12 protein-coding genes are annotated in these 15113 nt (G+C 51.3%); 5 read left to right on the top strand and 7 right to left on the bottom strand.

Features of this window, described 5'->3' with window-relative positions:
* The first annotated feature begins 6 nt into the window (after positions 1–6).
* Positions 7–1296 (top strand): ATP-grasp domain-containing protein, encoded by a 1290-nt coding sequence (locus tag ACM1PF_RS28435; protein ID WP_416669535.1) that lies wholly within the window; start codon positions 7–9, stop codon positions 1294–1296.
* A gap of 127 nt (positions 1297–1423) precedes the next feature.
* Here the strand turns inward: ACM1PF_RS28435 and ACM1PF_RS28430 are convergent, their stop codons facing one another.
* Complete coding sequence (locus tag ACM1PF_RS28430) at positions 1424–2518, bottom strand: AI-2E family transporter (protein ID WP_416676833.1); 1095 nt, start codon at positions 2516–2518, stop codon at positions 1424–1426.
* 160 nt (positions 2519–2678) lie between these two features.
* Between ACM1PF_RS28430 and ACM1PF_RS28425 the strand changes: the two genes are divergently transcribed.
* Positions 2679–4313 (top strand): glycosyltransferase family 39 protein, encoded by a 1635-nt coding sequence (locus ACM1PF_RS28425; RefSeq protein WP_416669534.1) that lies wholly within the window; start codon positions 2679–2681, stop codon positions 4311–4313.
* Between the two features lie 39 nt (positions 4314–4352).
* On the opposite strand, the gene msrP is transcribed toward ACM1PF_RS28425, so the two are convergent.
* Positions 4353–5333, bottom strand: a complete 981-nt coding sequence (gene msrP, locus ACM1PF_RS28420; RefSeq protein WP_416669532.1) for a protein-methionine-sulfoxide reductase catalytic subunit MsrP — start codon at positions 5331–5333, stop codon at positions 4353–4355.
* A 314-nt stretch (positions 5334–5647) separates the two neighbouring features.
* Between msrP and ACM1PF_RS28415 the strand changes: the two genes are divergently transcribed.
* Positions 5648–5926, top strand: coding sequence for a hypothetical protein (locus ACM1PF_RS28415; protein WP_416669531.1), 279 nt, complete (start codon positions 5648–5650; stop codon positions 5924–5926).
* Between the two features lie 12 nt (positions 5927–5938).
* Positions 5939–6202: a DUF4351 domain-containing protein gene (locus ACM1PF_RS28410; RefSeq protein ID WP_416669529.1), complete on the top strand. Its 264-nt coding sequence runs from the start codon at positions 5939–5941 to the stop codon at positions 6200–6202.
* Here the strand turns inward: ACM1PF_RS28410 and ACM1PF_RS28405 are convergent.
* The 5 genes from ACM1PF_RS28405 to ACM1PF_RS28385 all read right to left on the bottom strand — a co-directional run bounded on the left by ACM1PF_RS28405 (position 6191) and on the right by ACM1PF_RS28385 (position 12411).
* The gene (locus ACM1PF_RS28405; RefSeq protein ID WP_416669527.1) at positions 6191–6760 is read right to left on the bottom strand and encodes a hypothetical protein; all 570 of its coding nucleotides are present in this window, start codon (positions 6758–6760) and stop codon (positions 6191–6193) included. The genes ACM1PF_RS28410 and ACM1PF_RS28405 overlap by 12 nt on opposite strands.
* A gap of 27 nt (positions 6761–6787) precedes the next feature.
* On the bottom strand, positions 6788–7498 hold the full coding sequence (locus ACM1PF_RS28400) for a hypothetical protein (protein WP_416669526.1): 711 nt from the start codon (positions 7496–7498) through the stop codon (positions 6788–6790).
* A gap of 135 nt (positions 7499–7633) precedes the next feature.
* Positions 7634–10738, bottom strand: a complete 3105-nt coding sequence (locus ACM1PF_RS28395; protein WP_416669524.1) for an N-acetylmuramoyl-L-alanine amidase — start codon at positions 10736–10738, stop codon at positions 7634–7636.
* Positions 10739–10865: 127 nt separating this feature from the next.
* Positions 10866–12065 carry a pyridoxal phosphate-dependent aminotransferase gene (locus ACM1PF_RS28390; RefSeq protein ID WP_416669523.1) on the bottom strand — a complete coding sequence of 400 codons (1200 nt, stop codon included), beginning with the start codon at positions 12063–12065 and terminating at the stop codon, positions 10866–10868.
* A 124-nt stretch (positions 12066–12189) separates the two neighbouring features.
* Positions 12190–12411, bottom strand: a complete 222-nt coding sequence (locus ACM1PF_RS28385; RefSeq protein WP_416669521.1) for a hypothetical protein — start codon at positions 12409–12411, stop codon at positions 12190–12192.
* A gap of 465 nt (positions 12412–12876) precedes the next feature.
* On the opposite strand from ACM1PF_RS28385, the gene ACM1PF_RS28380 reads away from it, so the two are divergent.
* A complete protein-coding gene (locus ACM1PF_RS28380; RefSeq protein ID WP_416669519.1) occupies positions 12877–15063 on the top strand; it encodes a CapA family protein in 2187 nt (728 codons plus the stop codon).
* The last annotated feature ends 50 nt before the right edge of the window (positions 15064–15113 follow it).

Genomic DNA, 15113 nt, shown 5'->3' with positions numbered 1-15113 from the left:
TGACCTATGGCTCAAACTCAAGTCCCCCAAGCTCAAACTCTTCAGTATACCCAGGGAACTTCCCTGTCTGATTTATTCGCCCAGGATCTTACTGATGGGCAGTACTGCTTTATTCTGAACTATCCTGCAACGGCAAGTTGGGCTGTCTATCCCAACACGTCTAAATACTTGCTGCAAGATGGTAGCGATGAAGCGACCAAAACGTCCTACGATAAGATTTCGCAGAAGGAACCCTGGAAAAATCTGGCGGTTTTGGGAGATCTGATTCCAGGAATTGTGATTCGTCCCCCTCGAAATTTGCTCATCGACTACTGGCGGGATCATTTTGGCTTCCAGTACAACAATATGGAAGTGCTCCAGCGATCGCTTTACCTGGATTACCTCAATCAGAGCAATCGATTTGATCACGTCCTTACCCTGTTTCCTTTCGATCGCCTCCATCCCAGCAAGCACGCGATCGATCCAGATGTGCATTACCGCCTGCTCAGTAAAGTGTCCCTGGCCGATTTGGGCGTGCCTTGTCCCCATTACACCAGCTATGATTTGCGGCAAATCTTTTTGAATCAAGTTCCTCTTCCCGATCAGTTTCCCTACTTGATCAAAACCTCCCACGGACTCTCTGGAGAGGGTACTTACATCATCAAATCCGTCAGCGATTTGAATTATTGCCTGAGTGAGTTAGAAAAATATCTTGAGTCGCAGATGCTGACCACAATTATTGTGTCTGACTTTGTCAAAGATGCAATTGAGAATCATTGTATGCAGTTTTATGTCAGCAAAACGGGTGAGGTGACGTTGATTGGCGTGACGAGCCAGTTAGTGACATCAGAGGGAAACTTCCTGGGCGGATTAATTCACTACAATAATCCTGAGATTGACAAGTTTGCTGAGATGATTATGGCGATCGCTCAGTATGCCCATCAGCAAGGCTATTTTGGCATTATTGGCTGCGATGTTTTAGAAACTAAAGATGGCGAACTGTATGCGATCGATGCCAATTTCCGCATCAATGGTTCAACCCCGCTTTGCCTCCAACGTCATTCCCTCCTACAGGTCGGCAAGGAAGTTGCGAAGTATTCCAGTGATTACCACATGAACGGTACGCTAGATGATATTTTAACGACCTTAAAACCCGAACTCGATCGCAAGGATTTTCTGATTTTATCAGCCCTCGAAAAGATGAAGTATGGCAAAATTTATACCGATATCTATGGCATTGTGGCTGGGGAAACAATGGAGGAAATGCAGGCGATCGAGCAGAATTTATTTCATAAAGGGTTGCAGTTGGTCAGTTAAAAGTCACCTAAATCGGTTTCTGTAGCACTGGAACCCACCCCTGCCCCTCCCAGGAGGGGATCTTTGGGCGAACCTCTTGGACAGGGCTTCTCCGGAACTTCCCCTCTCGGGAGGGGCTAGGGGTGGGTTAATCTTCACCGCCAATCTCCAAAACCCTTCTTTCCCTCTGTAAGGGATTGCGGAAAAACGAACCCGTTTGCGGGGGGAGCATTGGATCGGAAATGACCTCTGCCAAACTTTTTGCTGCCCCTGTCAGCGGAATGGCCAGAATTACGCCCAATAGTCCACCGACTTTAGCCCCAATTAATAACGCGACAAAAATCAAGACCGGCGATAGGCCCGTTAAGTTGCCCAGGAGTTTGGGCGCGATCAGGTTATCTTTAACTTGCTGAATGACCAGCGACACAATTAAGACATCAAAAGCCAACCAAACATTGATAAACAGTACAACGATTGTAACCGTGCCAATACCCAGGGTTGCACCAATAAATGGAATTAGTTCCATTAGCCCAATGAACACTGCAAAGAGCAAGAAAAACGGTACATTCAGCAGCCAGAAGGCACAGGTTAGCGTAACTGCCATGAACAAACCCAGCAGCAATTGACCCGTGACAAACTGTTGCAGGTTGCGGCGGAGGGCAGCAGTTAATTCGGTTTGAATGATGGGATTGAGAATTCCGGTAAGTAAATTCCACAACCGATCGCCATCAATCAGCATATAGAACGAAATCACCAAAATCAGGATGAAGCCCACCACCCAGTCAAAGGTTCCCAACACAACATTCACCCCCGTTTTGGCGGATGAACCGGCGATCGCCTGAACCCGTTTGAGCAACTGGGAAGTCAGAAATTCCACATCGAGCGGCAAATTATGTTCATTGCTCCAGACCTGAAAGCGGGCTAAGGTTTCCTGAGCGTGTTCCAGTAATCCTGGGAAGTTAATAATCAGTTGGCGCGCCTGATTGATCACAGGGGGCAGCAGGGTGACCAATAGCAGAGCCACGATGACCGCACTGAAAATGTAGACCAGAGCCGCAGCGATCGATCGAGGCAGGAGGGCTTTAAGGGCAGTCACCGGATAGTTCAGCAAAAACGCAATCAGGGCAGCGGTCAGCAAAAGGCTGATCAATCCACCGACGTAGCTCAAGGCTTTGAGCGTCAGCCAGCTTGCAACCAGGGTCAGTGACCAGGTAATCAGAAATTTTTGAATGGGTGACACAATTTTGCAACAGTTCGCAACAGTAGGATTTGCAGCCGTAACACAATAAAATTTTACTCGACAGATTTTCTAAATCTAGCCCCGCATTGGTTTATGGATGGCGATCGGTTAAACTGCTGAAGATTGTAAACCTAATCTAGTTGGGCACTGAGTTGACCGCATCATGATGAATGCGAGACGGTTTGAGGGGTGGAAAAAGCTGCCAGTCTGGTTCCGCTACGGGGTGATCCTGGTCATTATCCTGGGAATTTTTTTCCGGTTTTACAATATTGATTACAAAGTTTATTGGATTGATGAGGCGAACACATCCCTTCGATCGCTCGGCTATACCCGTAGTGAATTCATTGATGCCGTATTTACAGGGGAAGTCGTCCGGGCGGAAGTTTTACAACAGTATCAACAGCCCGATCCCGATCGGGGTTGGGATGACACCATGAATGCCCTGATGGGAACCGCAGAGCATACCCCCCTCTACTTCATGCTGTCCCGCCTTTGGGTGGATGGGGTTGGTCATTCGGTCACCACCATGCGCTTGTTGGCTGCCCTGTTCAGCCTGTTGATGCTGCCCTGCCTGTTCTGGCTCTGCCGATTGTTGTTTGAATCACCTGCGGTTGCCTGGATTGCCGTTGCGCTGGTGTCCATTTCGCCATTGCATATTCTGTACGCTCAGGAAGCCCGGCCCTACAGCCTGTTTAGCCTGTTATTTCTGCTATCGAGTGCTCTGTTGTTGCGAATATTGCAAGCTGGACAGGCTGGACACACTGGACAAACTGCACAAACGGGAGGGCATGGGAGAAAACGGTTGGGCTGGCTGCTGTACGGAGTCACCATCACGGCCGGACTCTACACCCACCTGTTGTTTAGCCTGGTGGTACTGGCTCAGGGACTGTATGTGGGGCTGACTGAGCCGCTTCGGGTTAAGGGACGCATCAATCGATCGGTTTTGTCCTATGGCATGACTGCTGGCATTGCCTTTCTGCTACTTTCTCCCTGGATTGTTCTGCTGTTCAATAACCTGGAAACCGTTAGAGTCTCCACCGTATCTCTGGGTCAAGCCATTTCCATGTCCAGGGTAATTGACAGTTGGTTCCTCAACGCCAGCCGGATTTTCGTCGATCGAGACCTGGGATCTGCCAATGGGATTTTTGTGCTGCTGTCTGGAGTTTCTGTCGGATTTCTCTGGCGTAAGGCTCCCAAACGCGCCTGGCTGTTCATTATTCTGATCATTGCCACCCTGTTTCTGACCCTGGCAGTTCCAGATCTGCTATGGGGAGGACGGCGATCGACCCGAATTCGCTACCTGCTGCCGGCCGTGCTTGGGATTCAGATGTCCCTGGCGTTTGTCTTTGCAACGCAGGCCGTGTGGGCAAGAACCTGGGGGCAGCAAGTATGGCGGCTAATCATGGTGGCAGTGGTTTCAGCAAATGTGTTTGCCAATATGTCCATCAGTCAATCCGCTGTGCCCTGGAGCAAAAGCCCCTACCGCAGTGCTTACTTTATCCCCGTTTCTGAAGTTATCAATCAAGCTGCCAATCCCCTCCTGATTAGCGATGGGCCGATCGTCGATACCCTGGCCTTTGCCACCTGGCTCCGACCAGACATTGCCTTTCAGCTTGCCAGAGATCCCGATCAGATCACCATTGCAGACGGATTTGATCCCATCTACTTGCTGACTCCCAGCGATGAATTACGCGATCGGGTTGCAGCTCAAGGCTATACGGTTACTGAATTTCGAGAACGTTCCGGACTGCGCGGTGATCCCTATCCCTTCTGGCAAGCTCAAAGCAACGGTGAGTAAAGCCTGGTTCAGGTACAGGCGATCGCTGACCCACAATTGTTACGCATATAAATCTGCCACATAATCCCCATACCCGTTGTACAGAAGGGTGGGAACCTGTTCCCATTCAAACTGAGAGCCTGGCCCAATCAGGCGTTCCTGTCTTTGCGACCAGCGCGGATGGGGTACATCGGGTTCTACGTTGGCTTCAAACTTGTACTCACCGGGGCTAATCGTGTTCCAAAAGGTCGCGGGCTGTTCGGCCACAAACTCAATTTTGACGATCGACTTTGCCCCCTTAAAGCCATACTTCCAGGGCAGTACCGCCCGGATCGGTGCGCCGTGCTGCTTGGGTAATGTGTGTCCATAAATCCCAACGGCAAAAAACGCCAGATCATTGGCCATTTCCTCAATTCGCAGTCCTTCAGTGTAGGGGAATGGCAAAAACTGCGACGGTGGAAAGGTTGGCCCCTTTGTAACCTGCGGATCGTAGTAGGACGTAAACTGGACGAACTTAGCGTCTGAAGTGGGATCTGCGGCTTCGAGGATGGCATTCATGGGAAACCCTAACCAGGGAACCACCATCGCCCAGGCTTCCACGCAGCGAAACCGATAAACGCGCTCCTCTAGGGGAAAGGTAGACAACAAATCATCCAGATCGTAGGTGCGAGGCTGATTGACTAAGCCCGTTACCTCTAACTGCCACGGTTCTGTGGGCAAGGCCTGAGCATTTTGCCAGATATGCTTTGAGCCACCAAACTCATAAAAGTTGTTGTAAGTTGCTGCCAGGATCTGATTCGTTACAGTGCGATCGGCATCAGCAAAGGTGGGATTCAATCTGGCATTGAGCGACTTGATTCCCTGTAGTGCTTCCTCTCCATCTGCAACTTGCGTTTGGCATCCTGCCAGAGCCAATGCTGACCCAGCAATGCTAAAGCCAGCGAACCCTTTAATAAATTTTCGACGATTTAAGAAAACGGCTTCAGGTGTTGCCATTTTTTCTGGTAACTGCCAGGATTTGGGAATATGGATAAATGCCATAGAATCAGTGCGGTACTAGTTATGCGATCGAACGGCGTTACTTTCACTATAAGGGATTTGAACGATCGCTTATTCGAGGCTGGAGTTTCGGTTGTAAAGGCAGCCAAAGCCCATGAAGATAGGTTCAGTAGATCTAAAATGGGTTCATTTCACAGTGAACCCTGGGGTTGATCCCCCTAAATCCCCCTTAAAAAGGGGGACTTCAACCCCTCTTCGGCTCGGTTCCCCCCTTTTCAAGGGGGGCTAGGGGGGATCTAAACAAGGTTTGTGATCTACTGAGGTTCAATACATCCCTGGAGGCGATCGCAGACGCAATGGAACTGAATTTGGAAGGAGTACCCGCCCTGAATCAGGTGGTAGATGGTTCTGAGGCAAATTTGCTGTATGAAGTCCTTGTGTTGCAACGTCAGGAGGCAGAGACAAAGGGAGACTTTGAAGCCTACGTCAGCGCAGAAGAGAAGCTACAACGGTTGGAAGAATTTGAGGCGCAGCGTTTGGATCGTCAGGCACGAATGTTGGAATCTCAGGTGAGAATTCAATCTGCCCAAAAGCAACTGCATTCAGGAGAATCACAGAACAATTCTGTGCTATAGCAGGAGGGACTTATGGAAATTGTGACCAGTTGGATGGAGCAGGGACTTCAGCAGGGACTTCAGCAGGGACTTCAGCAGGGGCAGGCAGAAGGATCCCAACGAGAGGCACTGAATTACACGCTGCGGTTGCTCAGACGCAAGTTTGGGGAGTTTGATTCTGAAGTTGAGATGCAGGTGAGAGAGCTATCAGTCACTCAATTGGAGGATTTGGGGGAAGCAATTTTAGATTTCTCGACGATCGCAGATCTCACTCAATACCTGGCTCTAGTTTCCTAAAGCCTTCAGGAGGCTCAACACCTGCGCCATCTCGCCTCGCAAAGTTTGAATCTCCCGTTCGATCGCCTCTAGCCGTTGCAGGACAGCATCCTGGGAGGATGGAGAGCGGGAGGGGGAAGGGGCGGAAGGTGGGGAAGGATGACGAGTATCTGTCCTTTGCTGCCGCCAGGGTTGATTCAATTTATCCACCAGTGCCGCCCAACTTGCTGCTTTGATACCAAAATGAGCTTTCGCATCACTGAATTTGCCGAACTGCTGTTGGAGTTGTTCGACGGTATAGGGTTGCGGCGGAGTTGGGGCTTGCGGGGTTGGGGCTTGCTGATCCAGGTCTTCCTCCACCATCTCAACCACCTCATCAATCAGCCGATCGTGATTTTCGGCCAATTGGGCTGCGGCTCCCAGGATACGAGAAGTTGCTTTGATTTGGATCTGATCTTCCTGGCGGAGTTGTTGAGCTAAGTGGCGAATGCGATCGCCCAATGTGGTTTTTCGAGCGGTTGGAGAACTGGAATCAGGAACAACCGAAGTTGGAACCAGGGGAGCTGACTGATCACTCATGCGAATGCTTCTCTGTTGTGCGAGTCTCTATTCTGCCAGGATGTCCTGGATGGCTTGCCAGATGCGCTTAAATTTTTGTACCAGGTTTACAGGAGTATCCCCAGAACTGCCTTCCACCGAGTCAACCAGATTTTGAATCCGATCCATTCGATTGGCTAACTCTTCTAAGTTACCAATTGCTGAATCTCTTCGGGCAATGGAATCTCTCAGCAGAACGGACATCTCACCAATTTCTTGCTTCAGCCGCTCATTTTCCCGCTTACGACGAGTTTCCCAGCCCTTGATCCCAGCCTTCGATCGGCGTTCAAATTTGAGTTCAGCTTTCGTTTCTTCGTACAGCGTCAGGTATCGATCGCGTTCCGTCTGAGCCGTTTCATATTTAACCAATAGCTCACTGCTGCGGGCTTTTTCCTGATCGTACAGTGCCAGGTAAGACTGCACCTGAGTTTGCGCTTCTTCGTACAGCGTCAGGGTTGATTCATATTTCTTCTGCTCTTCCTGATACAGGGTGAGCGTTGATTGATATTTCCCTTGCTCTGCTAAATACAAATGTTGGGTTTGTTCTGCTCGTTGCTCGGTTTCTTGAACCTTCTGCTGCAATTCATCTTTTTGAGATCGCACCGTTAACAACAATTGCCTCAATTCATGGGAGGAGAGCGGTTCTACTTTCTTCGACTGTGGATTTTTCACAGTATTGTCATAGGAACTGGTACGTCGATCGGCTCTTCTCGTTGCCATAACTTTTCACCCTTGAGCAAGCTTCATCTTCCGAGTATAGAGTGCCCATCTTGAGGCAATCCTCACATCCACCGACTTTTAGCCAACCTTTAGCCAAGCTTCAAGGGAACTTCAACGGAGATTCAAAAACCTGGTTCAAACCCCAAACGTACGAACATATCGCAAAATGCCCTGGGCGATCGTTTCTGCCAGATGGAGGCAATAATCTGAGCGGGTGAAATTAGCCGCGTCAACTTTTCCCGTGAGATAGCCCAACTCGACATGGGCAGCGGTCAGGTCGGCGGCTCGCAGCAGGTAGAAAGAGGCGGAATGAACTTTTCGATCGGGAATATCCACTGCATCCAGGATGGTGCGATGCAGCGCACAGGCCAGTCGGACACTTTCTGCCGCATTAGGGTTACGAGAATCAGCATAATAGTAAGTTTCCAAACCGTTGATATCGGGTTGATTGGGCGCACCGTTGATGTGGAGACTGACCAGTAAATCAGCGTTGGATTGGTGGATTTGTTGGGTTCTGGTTGCCAGATCGAGAGTGCGATCGTCTGTACGAGTCAAGATGACTCGAATCCCTTCCGCTCCAAGATGTTCGGCCGTTTTTCGAGCGATCGATAACACAATCTCTTTTTCTCGCAGAACAGGCGGTGGCATCCTGCTAAACCCAGTCGGTTGGGATGGCATCATTCCAGGCGGCATTGTTCCAGGTGGCATCATTCCGGGCGGCATTGTTCCGGGCGGCATTGTTCCAGGCGGCATTGTTCCAGGCGGCATCATTTCAGACGGTTGTTGGGATCTGGAAGGCGGCATGGCAGGCTGGAGCGGAAAATCTGGGGAAAATCCGGGCGGGAATTGAGGTGATAATTCTGATAGTTCTGATAGTTCTGATAGCTCTGACAATTCTGGTGACGCTGCTGATGCGGGGGAGGGTGGCACCTCATTCTGAACCTGAAGTGGGTTAGCATTGACCACGCCAAAATCCTGTCCACCGTGCCCTGGATCCAGTACCACTACGATCGGGGTTCTGAACTGTTGATGCTGCTCAGGATTCCCCGGATCAATCAGGTAGGGAGAAGCCAGGGGAGCCGATCGCCCTAATCGTACCAATGCCTGATACGCCATTGCAGCCACTTCAGCACGGGTTGCGGCTCGATTGGGTTGAAGCTGGGTTAACCGGGGATAGTTCACCACCAGCCAGTTTGCTGTTGCAGCAGCCACCGCTGGACGGGTTGCCCTGGGAATGGTTGCTTGGTCGGCATATCGCTTTAAAAGCTGCAAATCTGCCGCAGGACACTTCAACCCCTTCACCAGGGAGAGTAAGACCTGCACCCGCGTAATCGGTTGATCGGGACGAAACGTTCCATCGGCAAATCCCCCCATCAATTGCCCCTGATACACTCGATCGATCGCCTGCTGGTGAGACTCCCTGACATCACTAAAGCCAGCGGCAGGACGTTCCACCTCCGGTTCAAATAAACGAACCAGGACTTCAGCATACTCGGCGCGAGTCATTGGGCGATCGGGGGCAAACTGGCCGTGGGGTAAGCCTGCCAGGATTCCCTGACAAACGGTTTCCTGAATCAATTCCCTGGCCCAGTGATCGTAACTATCGGCAAATGCCACGGCTGGCTGGGGCTGAACGATGTGGGAAGAAGCGATCGGCTTCAGTTGCCTCTGCCAAACCAGTCCCTGATACAGCATCGCGGCGGCTTCAGCGCGAGTCAGCGGGGCAAAGGGATGCAGGCGCAGGGCAGAGGAGGAAACGGCAGAGGTGCTTTGAGGTAGAACGATGAGCTGATGGTGGGTTGCAGCGGCTACGGCCCTTACCGTTCCGCTGGGAATTTGGGATCGATCGCTATAGATCAATAGTTCATCCGGATTGGCTCCCTCTAGTTCCAGTGCTTGCACCAGCATCAGAATTGCCTGAAGTCGATTCAGGGGTTCTGAGGGAGCAATGGACTGTTCAGAGATTGACCCCGAAAAATGTTGGGTGAGCCATGCGGCAAACTGGGAGTAAATAATGGGATCATCGGGATGAAATGGTTCCAGGGGAGACTCGATCGCCTGATGCGCCAGCAGAGCATGAATAAAGCTTTCTGCCCAGTGCCCTGTTATGTCGGAGGGAATTGTTGCAGGCGTGGGGAGCAGCGGCGGAGAAGGGGCAGGCGGCGTGATGGGACAGAGTTTAGCACTGAGAGGAGCGCGCTTGCGGGGGGGAGATACGATGGGCGTGGGGTGACCAGCAGCATGGCTGGGAAGGAGTTGGACGGAACCCTGAATGCCTGAAAGCGTGAGATGATTCCCGACGGAGGTGAGCGATCGCAGCGTGGCATTGCGCAGATCGGCTGCTCCGTTTTGGCTGAAGTGATTGCCGGCTGGATCAAATCTGTGCCCCAGATCGGGTTGAGCCTGATGGAAAACCGCCAGCCCCTCTTGATGGTTTTGGGCAATCTGATTCTGTCGCAGCACCGGGCGGGAGGCTCCCGACACCACGATTCCCGATCGATTCTGCACCCACTGGTTATCGACGACAAAAGGAGCTGCTGCATCACTGATCACCAGACCAAACCGATTGCCTTGCCCCCCACAACGTCGGATTTCGCCCCTGGCATTGCCCATGAAGGTTAAACCACTGGCCGTATTCTCTGCAAAGCGACAGTCGGTAATCACCGGGTTGGCTAATCCCGTCACCAACATGCCCTCTCGTCCACACTGAAGCATCTGGCAGGATGCCACTCCAGCGGGCTGATCTTCCAGCCAGATCCCGGTGCCTTTGTCATTGGAATTGATAATGATTAAGTCTCGCAGCAGCGCGTTTTCTTGCAGGACGATCGCCACATTTTGCGCACCATAGCCCGGACTGTCATACCTTCCACCGCCCCGAATCAGGATACAATGCTCAAAACGTGGATCCAAAGGAGAATCTGAAGATGATTCTGAAGGAGAATCTGATTCAGAACGAGATGCGGAACGAGTCAGGTTTTGCCGCGATCGGGGATTGCCCAGCAGTGATGTTTGAGGTGGAATGATCAGGGGAAAAACTTCTCCCGTTGCGGTGCTATAGATGCCTGGATCTAAGCGAAGAATGGCAATCCCCCCAGAAATTTGCCGCAGAGCATGGGTAATGGTACGAAAGGGGTGCGCAAATGTACCGTCAGCCGCATCGTCTTCGGTTACGGGATTCACATGAAATTCTTGAAACTGTTTAGAGAAAGCAGATTGTTGTAGTGCTGGATCGGAAACCATTTTTGCAAGCCCATTACGCCCTAAGATTGCCAAATTTTTACGTTGTTGACTGGGCAGGCAGGATGCCCACCCCACAAGAATTCCGGATTATTCAGTTCGCATTCCTTAATGTCAAAAATTGCCGAGATTACCACTGAACTTCCCCTGAACCGACGATCGCCCTGAGTCCCTGAACCAAACGCCCGATCCCTTCTGCTACCGTATCCTGCTGTAAAGCCCCGTAGGCGACCCGCAGATAACATCCCTCCTCCAACCCAAAGGTCATGCCTGGAATCACTGCCACCTGGTAATCCTGGATCAGTTGCTTCACCAGTTGAAACGGATGCATGGACGTGTGAACCTTGAGTAGGAAGTAAAAGGCTCCGGTAGCAGGGGGAATGGTGCAAAGGTCTTGAAGAGTTGCAAATTCTTCAAGGCAGAGTTGCCTGACCTGAGCCAGCATTTGCAGATGGTGTTGGCAATACTGGATTCCCGCCTCCAATGCTCCCAGAGCCGCATATTGGGAAATTACGGCTGGACAGATGGCGATCGTATCTTGAATTTTCATGACTGCCGCCATCAGGTGGGCTGGAAGCACCATATAACCAATCCGCCAACTGGCAAAGCCATAGGCCTTGGATAGGCTGAAGAGAGAAATTGTGTAACCACCGCTGCCAGGAATGGAGCCAGGGGAGAAGGGCATCACCCCATCGTAGGTGAAGTATTCGTAGGCTTCATCGTGAATGTGATAAATCCCATAGTCCCGACAGAGTTGGTTGACGGCTCGCAGATCTGCTGCTGGATAGACGGCTCCCGTAGGGTTATTGGGGGAAATGGTGACGATCGCCCTGGTGCGGGGGGTAATGGCGGCCCGAATGGCTGCTAGCTGAAGTTGATACTGGTCATCGGTCGGCACCAGCACTGGCACTGCGTTGGCCATCCGAATCGCCATTTCGTGATTGAAATAGTAGGGCGTTTGCAGAATCACTTCATCCCCCGGATCGGTAATCGCCAACACGGCATTGACAAACCCCATGTTGCTCCCGGATGTCACCACAATTTCGCTGGGTGTTTCACCGTCATTCTCCACAACGATGCCATTCTCAGCGTTCAACTTCGCGCCGATCGCCGCCACTAATTCAGGGATACCCTGCACGGCTTGATAGCGATGGTGGTCTGGATTTTGCCAGAACTGCTGAATGCGATCGATCGCCTGGGATGGCGGCGGATAGTAAACCACACCCTGCCCCAGGGAAATGGTACCTGGCGTATTCTGAATCAGTTCTCCAACGACCGGGATAATAGGCGACTGAACCACCTGGATTCGCCGCGATTCAAGCTGTGGCACAATTCCTCCAGAATGCGATCGGGGATAGAATGCTTGCTATCGTACAGCAAATTTCTCAATTCGCCCGGTTGTTGAGTCTGGAGTGAATTGTTCGACTGGATAAGTCTGGAGTTTGATACGACTTTTATTGAACACGGCCCCAGTCGCTTTCCTCTGGCAACAGAAATAAATCGGCACTGGCCTCTCGTTTAATCAGCCCCTCGTAAACGGCTTGCCGCAAATGCTGTAGTGCAACCAGATCAGCAGACTGGTAGCCTCGGATAGATAAAACCTGACGGATTAAGCCCTCTGATTCAACGCTGAGATAGCCTGTTTCAAAGGCAGATTGAATAAGGCGACGGAGCATGGCGCAACTGTCCTTGGATAAGGCGTGAGGTAGATCATTAGATCCAGTGTCAGCGATCGGGCGGGGAAACCAGTTGATGGCGATCGGTCATAAAATGTGATCGCGGATTAGAATTCGTGTGATATAAGTCACAGTGGATGCCTTGAGATGACATCGCTTGGGGAACTGCCTGGGAGCAATAGATTTGAGAATTGAGCTGCATGCATAAGCTGAGAGCAATCTACTGGAAATTTACCTGAAAAAAGGTGGTTCAATTATTCTTTGGCGAGCTAAAATTTCTAACAACGTTAAAGAAAAGGGCAGATTCCCTTACAGAGTATGGCATTAATGCTAGTAAGAGGAATGCGTCCAGTCGTTGAACGGGTGATGGATTAATTTTTTGACAGATCATTTGACAGATCAGATGAATGGTTGATTTCTGAGGACGACGAATCAGAATATAGAGCGGGATTAAGGAAGAAGCTGATGGCAAGTATGGATCAATCGTGGGAATCTTCTGTGGTTCAGTTGGCGCAAGCCGGAAATTTGCGGGCAATTGCCTTTTGGGTCAACCGATATCTCGTTCCTCAGGGAATTTGTGCTCAAGTGTCCTTTGAGCAACCTGGGCACTTACTGGTTCGCGTTGTCAGCCACACCAAACCAGACTGCGATCGACTGGTGCAATTTATTCTGGCTCGTTTAAACAGCCTGAAAGCACCGTCCCTTCAGTCCGCTCGAATTCGGGCGCAGTTGGTCGGAGCCTCTGAGTTACTCTGGGAAAAAAAGGTACAACTTGCTTCTGTTCATCCAGCGGGTGAGGCAGTTAGTCGCCCTGTCAGTCATCCTGTCAGTCGTCCTGTCAGTCATCCTGGGACTGGATCGACTGATCAAGCGGTTGCGCCAAATCCTTCCCGGACTCCAACCTCAGCCCATCCCTTCAGCCACTCTACCCAGGTGGGTTCTTCTGTCTCCGTCGCCGCGAATTCTATTCCCTCCTTCGTTCAGTCCGTTCGGGATTTTCAATTTCCGACGCAAACTTCATCTTCCCAACCCTCTGTGGCGCAATCTGCTACAGCCTCTCGTCCGATCGCCCCTCCAGCAGCCCAACCGAAAAAGCGAGTTAAACGGCGGAAACTGCCTCAAAAGCAGTCATCTTTGTTCCAGCCATCTTTGCTCCAGCCATCTTTGCTCCATTCATCTGATCGGTTAAAACGCTGGTCGCGTTCCGTGGTGTGGCAAATCACGCAGATGCCCGGTGCAGCTCAACGCTGGTCAGCTCAATCTACCCAATGGTTTAATCGGCAAACTGTACCCGTGCGGGCCCTGACCCTCAGCGGTTCAGCCGTGGCGGTATTTTTCCTGGGTTGTGGGGTGGAACTCCTGCGGCATTATATTACAAACCCATCGGTGGGATACTCTGCATCCAGAGTTGGAGGGACGCGATCGAACCGAAGCAACTCTACGAAAATTACAACGGCTCTGGAAAACGTGCCGGTCATTTATCCCACCGTAAAAAATCCTGACGATCCTGCTGTGACGCTGGTGTTCAGCAATAGTGCAGCCCTGGGACAAACCACCAGAAGACAAAGGAATGAAGCCCAGTTAAGCAGTCGGCGCGTGGCTCAGGGGATCACTGCCTATCAACAGGCCGATATCGTCATGACCAGCCTGGATCATCCACTGACGTTGCCACAAATTCACTCTGGTTCAGGTGAAGCCAGTTCTACCCGTACGGTGCCAGAAACCACGAGAGAGTTCCAGTCCAGTTTGCCAATGCCTGAACAGACGCTCGACCTCGGCGATCGAACATCTGGCGATTGGGGGGAGGAAGCAGCGTTTTCATCCCAACGACCGCAAGTAACGGTGCAGGAATTGTTGGATAACGGGGTCAATGTGGTCAACCTGGCGGATAATCTCCCGGTGCAGTCCAATACTTCTGGGCAGGTGCAAACGCTGGATGTATTGAAGCAAAGTCAGATTCATGCTGTGGGCGCAGGCAGTACTCCCCAGGAAGCCCGTCGTCCGCAGGTACTTGAGGTCAAAGGACACCGCATTGCCTATCTAGCTTATTCGGAGCAATCTCTAGCGACTCAGTTAGCTGTTGCAGCCAATGTGGTTCCGCCTTTGCCGACTCAGATTGCCGAAGACATTCAAGCGATCCGAGAGCAGGTGGACTGGGTGATGGTTAGCTTTCGCTGGCAGCGCAACCTGAGGGCGTATCCTGCATCCTGGCAAACGCACCTCTCTCGGTTGGCGATCGATCATGGAGCGGATCTGGTGGTGGGTTATCATGCCCAGATGACGCAGGGAGCAGAGATTTACAACGGGCGCGTCATTGCCTATTCATTGGGCAGTTCTATTGAAGAGTACCTGGATTACTACGGTGATGAGCCGATTCCCAATCGAGATACGGTGACATTGAAAGTGACGCTGGACGATCACGATATGGGTATTGAGTTTTTGCCAGTCCAACTGCGGCAGGGGCAAGCTTCGATCGCTGAAGGGGAAGAGGGAGCAGCCATTCTGGAATATTTTCATCAAGCCTCCAGCCTGTTCGATCAACCTTTGCGATCGCCCGTGGTGTTGGATTCTCGGGTGCGCTTTTCCCTGCCAACGGCTCCTGATGCAGAATTACCCACCGATCCGTTTCTCTCCTATCCCCAGGAGAATTGATTGGGAGGGGGCAATGCACAACGAACTTAAATTTTCCTGAAAAAGTAGAT

The organism is Egbenema bharatensis FJBBOT/2019, assembly GCF_048077055.1.
GTDB lineage: Bacteria > Cyanobacteriota > Cyanobacteriia > Elainellales > Elainellaceae > Egbenema > Egbenema bharatensis.
Note: the sequence above shows the minus strand (reverse complement) of the source record. Positions and strands in the feature narration are given on the sequence as shown.